This is a genomic window from Clostridiaceae bacterium (assembly GCA_012840395.1).
Classification (GTDB): domain Bacteria; phylum Bacillota; class Clostridia; order Acetivibrionales; family DULL01; genus DULL01.
On the sequence record DULL01000057.1, the window covers coordinates 13,349 to 25,001 of the forward strand.

10 protein-coding genes are annotated in these 11,653 nt (G+C 38.4%); 5 read left to right on the plus strand and 5 right to left on the minus strand.

Annotated features, from left to right (window positions below; translation table 11 throughout):
• Nucleotides 1-157 precede the first annotated feature (157 nt).
• Nucleotides 158-751, plus strand: coding sequence for a chromate transporter (locus GXX20_06900; protein HHW31386.1), 594 nt, complete (start codon nt 158-160; stop codon nt 749-751).
• A complete protein-coding gene (locus GXX20_06905) occupies nt 748-1,338 on the plus strand; it encodes a chromate transporter (protein HHW31387.1) in 591 nt (196 codons plus the stop codon). Before GXX20_06900 ends, GXX20_06905 begins: the two co-directional genes overlap by 4 nt.
• 103 nt (nt 1,339-1,441) lie before the next feature.
• On the opposite strand, the gene GXX20_06910 is transcribed toward GXX20_06905, so the two are convergent.
• The 5 genes from GXX20_06910 to guaA are packed head-to-tail and all read right to left on the minus strand — an operon-like array spanning nt 1,442 to nt 7,856.
• Nucleotides 1,442-2,869 carry an amidophosphoribosyltransferase gene (locus GXX20_06910; protein HHW31388.1) on the minus strand — a complete coding sequence of 476 codons (1,428 nt, stop codon included), beginning with the start codon at nt 2,867-2,869 and terminating at the stop codon, nt 1,442-1,444.
• A complete protein-coding gene (locus GXX20_06915) occupies nt 2,850-3,575 on the minus strand; it encodes a phosphoribosylaminoimidazolesuccinocarboxamide synthase (GenBank protein HHW31389.1) in 726 nt (241 codons plus the stop codon). Before GXX20_06915 ends, GXX20_06910 begins: the two co-directional genes overlap by 20 nt.
• A 17-nt stretch (nt 3,576-3,592) precedes the next feature.
• Nucleotides 3,593-4,864, minus strand: coding sequence for an adenylosuccinate synthase (locus GXX20_06920; GenBank protein ID HHW31390.1), 1,272 nt, complete (start codon nt 4,862-4,864; stop codon nt 3,593-3,595).
• A gap of 13 nt (nt 4,865-4,877) precedes the next feature.
• Nucleotides 4,878-6,308 carry an adenylosuccinate lyase gene (locus GXX20_06925; GenBank protein ID HHW31391.1) on the minus strand — a complete coding sequence of 477 codons (1,431 nt, stop codon included), beginning with the start codon at nt 6,306-6,308 and terminating at the stop codon, nt 4,878-4,880.
• A gap of 21 nt (nt 6,309-6,329) precedes the next feature.
• A complete protein-coding gene (guaA, locus tag GXX20_06930; GenBank protein ID HHW31392.1) occupies nt 6,330-7,856 on the minus strand; it encodes a glutamine-hydrolyzing GMP synthase in 1,527 nt (508 codons plus the stop codon).
• A 506-nt stretch (nt 7,857-8,362) separates the two neighbouring features.
• On the opposite strand from guaA, the gene GXX20_06935 reads away from it, so the two are divergent.
• The 3 genes from GXX20_06935 to GXX20_06945 all read left to right on the plus strand — a co-directional run bounded on the left by GXX20_06935 (nt 8,363) and on the right by GXX20_06945 (nt 11,622).
• Entirely contained in the window at nt 8,363-8,629 is a 267-nt protein-coding gene (locus tag GXX20_06935) for a hypothetical protein (protein HHW31393.1), read from the plus strand.
• A gap of 76 nt (nt 8,630-8,705) precedes the next feature.
• Nucleotides 8,706-10,403 (plus strand): FAD-binding protein, encoded by a 1,698-nt coding sequence (locus GXX20_06940; GenBank protein ID HHW31394.1) that lies wholly within the window; start codon nt 8,706-8,708, stop codon nt 10,401-10,403.
• A gap of 208 nt (nt 10,404-10,611) precedes the next feature.
• Entirely contained in the window at nt 10,612-11,622 is a 1,011-nt protein-coding gene (locus GXX20_06945) for an aldo/keto reductase (protein HHW31395.1), read from the plus strand.
• The last annotated feature ends 31 nt before the right edge of the window (nt 11,623-11,653 follow it).

An 11,653-nucleotide genomic window follows, 5' to 3' on the forward strand; every position in this document is an offset into this window, starting at 1 on the left:
TTAATAAGTAACAAAATATTGCAGAATGACAGAATAAGAAGAAAAATATAGTTGACAAGCATTAACAGTAAACATTGATAGCTAATGTGATTTAAAACATAAGAGTACAAAAATAAGTGTACAATAATAAGAATACAACTGCAAGGAGACTATTGTGATGGATCAAAAGATTGGTATTAAAGATTTGTTTAAAATATTTATAACTTTCTTTAGAATTGGTGCTTTTACTTTCGGTGGAGGATATGCTATGCTTCCTATTATGCAAAGAGAAGTAATCGATAGAAAAAACTGGATAAAGGAAGAGGAACTAATTGATATTTATGCAGTTTCACAATCTCTGCCTGGTGTTATTGCAATTAATTCTTCTACCTTTATTGGTTATAAATTAGCCAAGAAAAAAGGTGCAGTTGCAGCAACTTTAGGGATGATAATGCCCTCATTTATTATTATTACTATTATTGCTATGCTTTTTAAAAGGCTTGAGGATATACCTATTGTTCAGGCTATATTTAGAGGAATCAGACCTACAGTGGTTGCTTTAATTTCTACAGCAGCCATAAAAATTGCGAAATCAGCCATAAAAGACAAGGTAGCTTTACTTATAGCAGTTGCAGCTTTTATAACCTCCATTGTATTTGATATTCATGTAATATTCATAATAATAGCAGGAGCAATTCTTGGGATAGTACTGTGCAATTTATTCCCCGGTTTGCTTAACTCCAATGCTAAGAAAGGAGTTAAGAATAAATGATTTTTATAAAACTCATATATGTATTTTTCAAGATAGGGTTATTCAGCTTTGGGGGAGGGTATGCCATGCTCCCCTTAATCCAGAAAGAAATTGAGATTAACGGATGGTTAACAAGTTCAGAATTTGCAGATATTATAGCTATAGCAGAAATGACACCAGGTCCTGTTGCGATTAACACTGCTACTTTTGTAGGATATAAAGCTGCAGGTATACTTGGAGGCGCACTGGCAACAACCAGTGTTGCATTGCCATCTCTCATACTGGCTTTATTGGTTTCGAGAATATTTTTTAAATTTCAGAAACATCCACTAAAAGAGACTTTCTTTTATGGGATAAGGCCGACAATTTCAGCACTTATTATGACAGCGGCTATATTTGTGGCAGAAACCTGTATTTTTACACAGAAGTTTTCATTAGAACTTTTCAAGCTTCTGTTTACAAAGCCATTTGAAGCAATAGATATACCAAGTGTAATTATTTTTATAACAGCAATTATTGCATTGAAAAAGTTTAAGATTCATCCTATACTCGTCATTATTGGCTCAGGGATACTTGGCGGTATAGTTTTTGGATTTGTGGGAATATAATGGAATATATTGACCTAATTACATAATATAACAACCTTGTTCAGTGGGGGATTGCAAGATCCCCACTGAAAACCCCGGGCGAAGCGAGGTTGCTTCAACATTTTTATATTATTTCAAATACATTTTTATTACTTGTTTTTGGAATATTGGTCTTGTATTTTCCGTCGAAACAGGCGGTACAGTAGCCGTGAGTACCTGTTTCATCAACAAATCTGCTTAAATATTTTAATTTCAGATATCCAAGGCTGTCTGCGCCTATAATTTTTCTAATTTCCTCTTCTGTATACTTGCATGCAATAAGGTTTTCACGGGAATCTACATCAGTTCCGTAATAGCAGGGGTTAGTAAAAGGAGGAGATGTAATTCTCATATGCACCTCTTTCGCTCCTGCATCCCTTAAAAGCTTTACAATTCTTGCACTGGTTGTACCACGAACAATTGAATCATCTACAAGCACAACCCGTTTTCCACTTATTGTTTCCGAGAGCGGGTTCAGTTTAATCCGTACCTTATCTTCGCGAGTTTTCTGCCCTGGTGAAATAAATGTTCTTCCTATATATTTGTTCTTGATAAAACCAATTCCATAAGGAATACCGGAGCGGCGTGAATAACCTATGGCAGCGTCAATTCCTGAATCAGGCACACCAATAACCACATCGGCATTTACAGGATATTCTTCTGCCAGAAATTCTCCTGCCTTGAGTCTTGAATGGTGTACGGAGACGCCATCAATCACCGAATCAGGACGAGCAAAGTAAATATATTCAAAAATGCATATAGATTCTTCTGCTTTTCCACAGTTTATGTCTACACTGTGGACACCTGCTTTGTCAAATACAACTATTTCTCCTGGCTTAATATCTCTTATAAATTCTGCATCTACCGCATTCAGGGCACAGCTTTCAGAGGCTATTATATAATCGCCATTTTCATTCTTTCCAAAACAGAGAGGGCGGAAGCCATTTTTATCTCTCAATGCAATCAATTTATCTGATAACATTAAAATAAGGGAATAGGCACCTTCAAGCAAATTCATTGCTGAAAGTACAGCCTCTATATCTGAACCGCACCGGATTCTTTCTCGGGTTATAATATAAGAAATAATTTCAGTATCACTGGTGGTGTGAAAGATGGAACCTGAAAGCTCAAGCTCCCTGCGGAGCTCTGCCGCATTTACCAGGTTGCCATTGTGTACGGTGGCCATATTGCCTACTCTGTGACGGACAAATATGGGTTGGGCGTTGGCCCGTCCTGAATCACCAGTGGTGCCATAACGTACATGTCCTACTGCTATGGTTCCCTTACTGAAGTTTTCCATACAGTCAGGTGTAAAAACTTCATTGACAAGCCCTATGTCTTTATGAATTTGTATATTGTCCGGACCACATACTGCTATGCCACAGCTTTCCTGGCCTCTGTGCTGAAGGGCGTAAAGCCCGTAATAAACGGTATGGGCAACATTGGAAGGAACTGAGGAATAAATGCCAAAGACACCACACTCCTCATGAAGTTCACCGGTCACCCCGTTCACCTCCTAAAAGGCGCTTCATTATCTCCTTATATGCCTCTTCAACATCGCCAAGATCAAACCTGAAGCGGTCTTTGTCCAGTTTTTTACCGGTTTTGGAATCCCAGAAACGACAGGTATCAGGAGATATTTCGTCTGCCAATAGGATGGTTCCATCTTCTGTTCTGCCGAACTCAATTTTAAAATCAATAAGATCGATATGGATATCCTTCAAATAATTACGCAGGAAATCATTGATTTTAAAGGAATAACCGGCAATAAGCTCCAATTCCTCTTCGGTTGCCAAACCAAGGGCTTTAATATGTGATTCATTGACCATGGGGTCACCAAGGGCATCATTTTTATAGCAGTATTCAAGAACCGGGTGTTTCAAAGGAGTACCTTCCGGCAGCCCAAGGCGTTTGGTAAGTGAACCAGCGGCAATATTGCGTATAATTACTTCCAGAGGAATAATAATGACCTTTTTTACAAGTGTTTCCCTATCACTAAGTTCTTTTACGAAATGGGTGGGTATGCCTTCCTTTTCAAGAAGGCCCATTAGATGATTGCTTATAAGGTTATTGATTGCGCCTTTTTCTTTAATACTACCTTTCTTAAGACCATTGAAGGCAGTGGCATCATCCTTATAGGAAATAATGTATAAGTTTTTATCCTCAGTTGTATACACTTTCTTAGCTTTACCCTCGTATAAAAGTTCTTTTTTTGTCATATTTATTACCTCACTTTTCACATTTCAAAATATTCGTCCCTTCCGGCACCTACAGAAACATACTTTATTTTGCAGTTGACAGAATCCTGCAGGAACATGATGTAATCCCTTGCAGCCTTTGGCAGATCATTGAAGCTTCTGCATCCAGATATGTCTGTTATCCAGCCTTCCAGATATTCATAAACTGGCTTTGCGCGGAAAAGGGCTTCTCCGGTGGGAAACTTGTCTGTAATTACACCATCTATATCATATTTGACACATACAGGTATTTTTTTCATATATGACAATACATCTAGTTTTGTAAGAGCTATTGCATCAGCCCCTTGTATTAATACGCCATATTTTGAAGCGGGGACATCAAATCCTCCTACTCTTCTGGGTCTTCCTGTGGCCGCTCCATATTCTGCACCGGCTTCCCGCAGTTTATCACCTTCCGGTCCGAACAGTTCACAGGTGAAAGGTCCTTCTCCAACACAACTGGAATAAGCTTTCATAACACCTATTACGTTAGTTAACTTCTGGGCAGGAATTCCGGAACCTATACTTGCATATGCAGCAATGGTAGAAGAAGATGTAGTATAAGGGTAAATACCATAATCTATATCACGTAGCGCACCCAGTTGTGCTTCAAATAAGATGGATTTTCCCGAATTTATTGCTTCAGTCAGAAATTGGGTGGTATCACAAATATAATCTTTAAACGGCATGCCATAAGCATCCAGCCATTTAAGCATATCTTCCCATTTTAGAGCTTCAGCTTTATATCCCTCATGAACAATAAGGTTTTTCCATTCAATAATATCAGGAAGTTTTGTCTTTAATGCGTCATAATAAAAAAGGTCACCCATGCGCAGAGCTTTTTTCATAAACTTATCTGCGTATACAGGAGCAATTCCACGCCTTGTTGATCCAAATTTTTTATCTCCAAGCCTGTTTTCTTCCAGACAGTCCAATAATTTATGGTACGGCATACTAATTACTGCTTTGTCACTGATTTTTAAATTTTCGGGAGATATTTTAATGCCTGCATCCACTAATTTCTTTATTTCATAAAAAAGGTGTTCAACATCAATTACCATGCCAGGACCCATAACGTTAATGGTCTTGTCTCTTAAAATACCTGACGGAAGAAGATTTAGTATAAATTTTCCTTTTTCATTTACAACAGTATGTCCTGCATTGTTTCCACCCTGATAACGGACAACAATATCATATTTTTCCGACAGTAAATCAACCATACGACCTTTTCCTTCGTCTCCCCAATTAATACCAACAATAGCTGTTAACATCATGATCATCTCCTTATACGCGAACTTCAACGGATAATCCCAACAGGTTTTTATTTTTCTCCAGTAATGGATTCACATAGTTTTCGATAAATTCTTCAGTCTGTGAGGGAGCGCATCCTATAAACTTTTTGATATCCAGTATCTCCTTAAGAGTTTCTTTGTCCAGGGAGAACTGAGGATCATTAAGAAGATTTTCCAGTAAATTATTATCCTCACCATAAATCTTTACACGCTGAGCAGCCTCTACTGAATATCTGCGGATAGCTTCATGTAATGCCTGACGGTCTCCACCACAGCTTACTGCATGCATAAGAATATTTTCACTGGCAATAAAGGGCATTTCCTCTGCAATATGTTTCTCCATAACTTTAGGATATATACGTCCTCCCCGAATTATATTTATAACAAGTGAAAGGATAGAATCTGTTGCAAGGAATGCCTCAGGAATGCAAATACGCCTGTTCGCAGAATCATCCAGTGTACGTTCCAGCCACTGGTTGGCTGCCGTAAAAGCAGGATTCTGGGAATTGGTAATAACATATCTTGCCAGTGAAACAATGCGCTCACATCTCATGGGATTACGCTTATAGGCCATTGCTGATGAACCTACCTGTCCGGTTTCAAAAGGCTCATCAAATTCTTTTAAATGTGCAAGCAGCCGGAGGTCAGTGGCAAATTTTGATGCGCTTTGTGCAATTCCTGAAAGAACGTTAAGTATAAAAGAGTCTACTTTTCTGGTATAGGTTTGCCCGGAAACGGCTATACAATCTTTAAAGCCAACTTTTTCAGCTATTTTCTTTTCCAGTATCTTAACCTTTTCAATATCTCCATCGAAAAGTGCAAGGAAACTGGCTCCGGTCCCAGTGGTACCTTTACATCCCAGTAATTTAAGGTGAGATAGCTCAAAATCTAACCTTTCAAGATCAAACATGAAATCCTGAATCCATAAGGTTGCTCTTTTTCCAACCGTAGTGGGCTGAGCTGCCTGAAAATGTGTGTAGGCAAGAGTAGGAATGTCCTTGTATTTAATAGCAAATTCTGCAATAGCTGAAATTGCATTTATAAGCAATGTACGAATTTGCAACAAGCCTTCCCGCATTTGTATAATATCTGTATTATCTCCTACATAACAGGATGTTGCCCCTAAATGAATTATTGGTTTAGCCTTTGGGCAGACTTCTCCAAAGGCATGTACGTGAGCCATAACATCATGGCGCAGGATTTTTTCATATTTAGAGGCTGTATCATAGTCGATATCTGATACATGAGCTTTCATTTCAGCTATCTGTTCATCTGTTATTGGAAGCCCAAGTTCTTTCTCACTTTCTGCCAGGGCAATCCATAGCCTACGCCATGTTGAAAACTTAAAGTCAGGTGAAAATATATATTGCATCTTTTCAGAAGAATAACGTGAACATAAAGGATTTTCGTATTTGGTTTTCATATTGACTCCTTTCTTTTATACTTATTCCCATTCTATTGTTGCCGGAGGTTTGCCTGTAATATCATATACAACACGGTTTATGCCTTTAACTTCATTAGTTATCCTTGAAGATATCCGGCTAAGTAGTGAAAAGGGAAGTTTGGCGAATTCACATGTCATAAAATCATTGGTTCGTACTGCACGTACTGCAAGTGTATATTCATAGGTGCGTCCATCGCCCATTACACCTACGCTTTTTGTATCTGTCAGCACCGCAAAATATTGATCAACCTTACACCGTGAACTTTCTATTTCCTGCCGTAGTATAAAATCAGCTTCACGCAGCATAGAAAGTTTCTCTTCAGTTACTTTACCTATTATACGGATGGCTAGTCCCGGGCCGGGAAAAGGCTGACGGAATACGAGTTTTCGGGGAAGCCCCAACAAAAGGCCAAGTTTTCGCACTTCATCCTTGAACAACCCACTGAGAGGCTCTATTATTCCTTGGAATTTAAGATCTTCAGGAAGACCTCCTACATTATGATGGCTTTTGATAGTAGCAGATTTATTTTTACCTGATTCTACTATATCAGGATAGATAGTACCCTGAGCCAGAAATTCAGGGTAGCCGTGCTTTCTTGCCTCATCTTCAAAAGCTCTGGCAAACTCATCTCCGATAAGTTTGCGTTTTGCTTCAGGGTCTGTAATACCTTTTATCCTTTCCATAAAACGTTCCTTTGCGTCTATATAGAAGACATTCAGATTTCTTTTTCTGAATGCTGTCCGGATTTCATCTGTTTCACCTTTGCGCATAAAGCCATGATCTATATAAATGCAGATCAATTGATTTTGAATGGCTTTAGATAGAAGAGCAGCACACACAGAAGAGTCTACTCCTCCGGAAAGGCCCAATAAAACCCTTTTTTTCCCAATTCTCTCACGTACATTATTGATCTGACATTGCAGATAGTCTTCCACGGAATAGTCACCAATGGCCTTACAGATAACATAAAGAAAGTTTCTTAGAATTTGTTTCCCGTTAGTTGTGTTTTCTACTTCAGGATGGAACTGTAATCCATAAATTTGTTTTGAAGGATTCTCAAAGGCAGCAATGGAACAATGAGGTGTTTGCGCAATTGGATGAAACCCATCCGGAAGCTTTTCTACCATGTCTGAATGACTCATTAGTACAGGCTGATTTCTGTCAAGACCGGAAAACAGTTCAGAAGACTGGTCAAGGCAACACATAACAACTCCATACTCACTTTTTTCACAGGGAATTACTTTTCCTTTCAGAAGATGGCATATAAGCTGCATGCCATAGCAAATGCCCAGTATTGGAATCCCAAGGTTAAGAATTTCCGGCTGGCAGGTAGGTGCGCCTGGTTTGTAAACACTGTCGGGTCCTCCGGTGAAAATAATACCGATAGGATTAATACTTCTTATTTCATCAACTGTAATTGTATTTGGCTTTATGATTGAGTACACTCCACACTCGCGAACCCGGCGTGCAATAAGTTCCTTATATTGGCCTCCGAAATCTATTATCAAAATAGTCTGATTACTCATTTTTTCTCTCCAAGCAAAAAGATTAAGATCCATAATTTTCTGAATCATCTAATTAAAGAAGATTATGGATCGAAAAATAAAAAACAGAATTATTTTAAGCAGAAATCTGTCTGTTTGTCCGTTAATGAGCACTGTTACTGCTGATATAACACGTATAATATACTAAAATACCTGGGCTCTGTCAATGGTTTTTGCAGGATATAAATATAATTCTTGCATTATAAACATATTTTTAATATGATTTTGTTCGGGCAATTATATAAATTGAAGTTTACTTTTAACTAAAATTCATTTGACTTAACCAAAATTAACTCGACTTAACTAAAATCAACTCGACACAGCTTCATTTATGAGAGGTAAAAGTCATATCCCAATTGCATATGTTTTAAACTTCAAAGGTAAAAGAACCTATGTTCGCATATAAATATAATGCCATATATGGTATTATAAAACAATAAGATATTTTTGCTCGAGTAATTCTTGTGTATCAACAGAGGTGGATTATTTTGAAACTAAACGGTAAATTAATTCAAGGTACAAAAATATTAAAGGAAGCAACAGTAGAGTCAAAACCCCATGAAAAAGAAAATTCTTTTAGAGAAACTCTGGAAGAATGCTTAATTTCTGTATGCAAAGAATTGGATATTCAGGTGCCAATATGGCTTAAGAAAAACACAACCGAGTTTGTAAATTATGGCAGAACCTCTTTTACTGAAGAGCAATTTATTGAAAAAGTTAATTTTCAAAGACTAGAAATCAAATACATTAGGTAAGCCTGGATATTATCATATAAATCTGACTGACATGTACTTAATATAGCAGATGAGAATATATTAAGGGGGTAAGGTCATGAGTTTAAAGGTAGAATATGAATGCACAACTGATATTTTAATTATCGGTGGAGGAGCAGCAGGGATAAAGGCCGCTATTAAAGCCGTAGAAAGTGGAGCAGAGGTTCTTATTGTTTCAAAATTCCCTTTTGGCCGCACTGGAGCGACTTTCTATCCAGGAACACCTGGCTGGGGTATGAACGCAATTATATTCGAAGGAGATTCGGCTGATTATTACTATGAAGAAATTTTGGAGGCAGGAGCAGGAGCTGCAAACAGATCTCTTGCCAGAATACTGGCGGATGAATGCACAGCACGTTTTCATGAATTGGAGGATTATGGTCTTGAATTTTCAAAGGATCCCCTGACAGGGGAATACAATGGTGTAATACCTTGTTTCGGAAAGAGAAAAAGAGGATCTTCTACATATGGTATGGATAAAATACGGAACGTCATGTGGACTCAGTTAAAAAAGCTAAATGTGTCCGTAAGGACAGGTATTAATATAATTTCACTCGTCATGGACGGAGAAACTTGCGTTGGAGCAGTTGGCTTTGACGAACTTTCCCATGTAGTTTTCTTCCGCTCAAAAGCTGTAATACTCTGTACCGGAGGGGGATGCGGCATATATAAATATGGCCTTGCGACTCCTGACCAGACTGGTGACGGGTATATGCTTGCCCTTGACGCTGGCGCTAGATTAACCAATCTGGAATTTATACAGTTTATACCCGGACTTACTTGGCCTGTAAAGAAGCTTTTATTCCAGGAAAAGAACTTAGATACAATACCAACCTTTACAAATAGAAATGGAGAAGATATATTAAAAAAATACCTTCCTTCCAACATTTCTGTTGAACATTGCCTTATTGAAAGAGCAAAACATGGTCCTTTTAGCAATGCCACAATAAGCCGTTATTTAGATATCGCAATGTATGAGGAATGGCTGAAGGGTTTGGCTTTTGATTCCGGCGGAATACATGTCCATTATTCTCCCAAAGTACTGGAAGATAAGCGTTGGGTAATTACTGCGTGGCTGAACTGGATGAATGAGAGAGGAGTGGACCCAGTAGGTCAGGGATTTGATATGATTCCTCATGCCCAGTGTTTTAATGGCGGAATATATATAACAGAGGATGCAGGCACAGGAGTTCCGGGACTTTATGCTGCCGGAGAAACTGCAGGGGGACCTCATGGTGCAGACAGGCTTGGAGGAGCAGCCATAGCTGCTACACAAGTATTCGGAGCCCGGGCGGGTTTATATGCTGCCAAATATGCAGCAGGCAGGACCCACAGCCAGTTAAGCATTAAAGATGCCGAAGCTTCTGTTTATGACCGTTATCAGAAAAAAGGAGGCGGAATAGTTGATATTAAAAAAGCCTTTGAAGAAATCCGTGAAATAATGTGGAGAAATGGGGCTATAGTAAGAAATGAAGTCAGATGCAGGGAAGGCCTTGCCCAGATAAGCAGGATAGAATCTGCTTTTAATCCTATGGCTCACTTTGAGAAAGGCTGTCAGATAAGAAATGTAAGTGAATTATGCAGTTATATTGAATTAGGTAAGTGTATTCTCCAGCTTATTGCCTACAGAAAAGAAAGCAGAGGTCCTCATTATAGGGATGACTACCCTGAAATGAATGATGCCTACAGAGGAATGGCTACCATTTATAAGAAGGAAGGAGAAATAAAAATTGACTTTATCAGGGCAGATTATTAATGAGGAAGCAAGGAATCATTAAGGCAGTCGCCCATTTACAAAGGGCCATTGCCTATTTGCGGCAGGCACATTGAAAACAGCAGCATTAATTCATATAATAAAAATATACAGATATAAAAAACATACAGAGTATAAAGCACAAAATAATAAGAAGCATAAATTTACATACAACATAGTTTATGCTTGATGCCATTGAGGAGATGAAAAAATGAAATACGGAATTCTAGGTACTACCGGACTTAAAGTATCTTTAATCGGCTTTGGGGGTATACCTATTCAAAGATGTTCAAAGGAAGAAGCAGTCAAAACTATTTCCAGAGCCCAGGAACTAGGAGTAAATTTTATTGATACCGCAAGGGGGTACACAGTATCTGAAAGTTATATTGGAGAGGCGTTGAAAGGCAATAGAGACAAGTGGATAATTGCCAGCAAGTCAATGGCCAGGGACAGAAACTCCATGGATAAAGATATTGAGACTACCTTGAAGAACCTTAATACCGATTACATTGATTTATATCAATTACATAATGTAAGAACAGAAGAGGAGCTTAATAAAGTATTAGATGAAGAGGGCGCATACCGCTCACTGGAAAGAGCTAAGGAGAAAGGGTTGATAGGCCATATTGGCATAACATCCCACAGTGTGGATGCTCTTGAACTTGCTTTGGATACCGGCAAATTTGAAACTATAATGTATCCTTATAATATAGTTGAAACTCAGGCGAGGGCTTTATTTAAAAGAGCATCAGGACTTGGTGTAGGAGTAATAGCAATGAAACCTCTTGCAGGTGGACTTTTACAGGATGTTTTGCTGGCTTTGAAGTTTGTGCTGGAAAACCAGGACATTAGTGTAGCTATCCCCGGCATGGCTACTGTTGAGGAGTTGGAAGCCAATTTAAAGGTGTTTGACAATGATATGTTCCTTTCGGAGGATGAAAAGATTAAAGTACAAAAAATGGCTGAGGAACTTGGATCTGATTTTTGCAGAAGATGCGGATATTGCCAGCCTTGTCCTGCAGGGATTGATATGCCGTCTATATTCACATTTCAGGCCTATAAAGAAAGATATGACCTTGCTGACTGGGCAGAGGGGAGATATTTCAATCTGAAAAAAACGGCAAAGGATTGCGCCAAATGCGGTGAATGTGAAACAAAGTGCCCATACAATCTGCCAATAAGGAATATGCTGGAAAAAGTGAAAGAAGTATTTGGAGGATAATTGATTTTTAATAATAAAAAATAAAAATAAA

What these genes read in the sequence shown, in the direction of transcription:
- GXX20_06920 (HHW31390.1), bottom strand. Translation starts at nt 4,864, where the DNA reads ATGTTAACAGCTATTGTTGGTATTAATTGGGGAGACGAAGGAAAAGGT.
- GXX20_06900 (HHW31386.1), top strand. Translation starts at nt 158, where the DNA reads ATGGATCAAAAGATTGGTATTAAAGATTTGTTTAAAATATTTATAACT.
- guaA (HHW31392.1), bottom strand. Translation starts at nt 7,856, where the DNA reads ATGAGTAATCAGACTATTTTGATAATAGATTTCGGAGGCCAATATAAG.
- GXX20_06925 (HHW31391.1), bottom strand. Translation starts at nt 6,308, where the DNA reads ATGAAAACCAAATACGAAAATCCTTTATGTTCACGTTATTCTTCTGAA.
- GXX20_06915 (HHW31389.1), bottom strand. Translation starts at nt 3,575, where the DNA reads ATGACAAAAAAAGAACTTTTATACGAGGGTAAAGCTAAGAAAGTGTAT.
- GXX20_06905 (HHW31387.1), top strand. Translation starts at nt 748, where the DNA reads ATGATTTTTATAAAACTCATATATGTATTTTTCAAGATAGGGTTATTC.
- GXX20_06945 (HHW31395.1), top strand. Translation starts at nt 10,612, where the DNA reads ATGAAATACGGAATTCTAGGTACTACCGGACTTAAAGTATCTTTAATC.
- GXX20_06940 (HHW31394.1), top strand. Translation starts at nt 8,706, where the DNA reads ATGAGTTTAAAGGTAGAATATGAATGCACAACTGATATTTTAATTATC.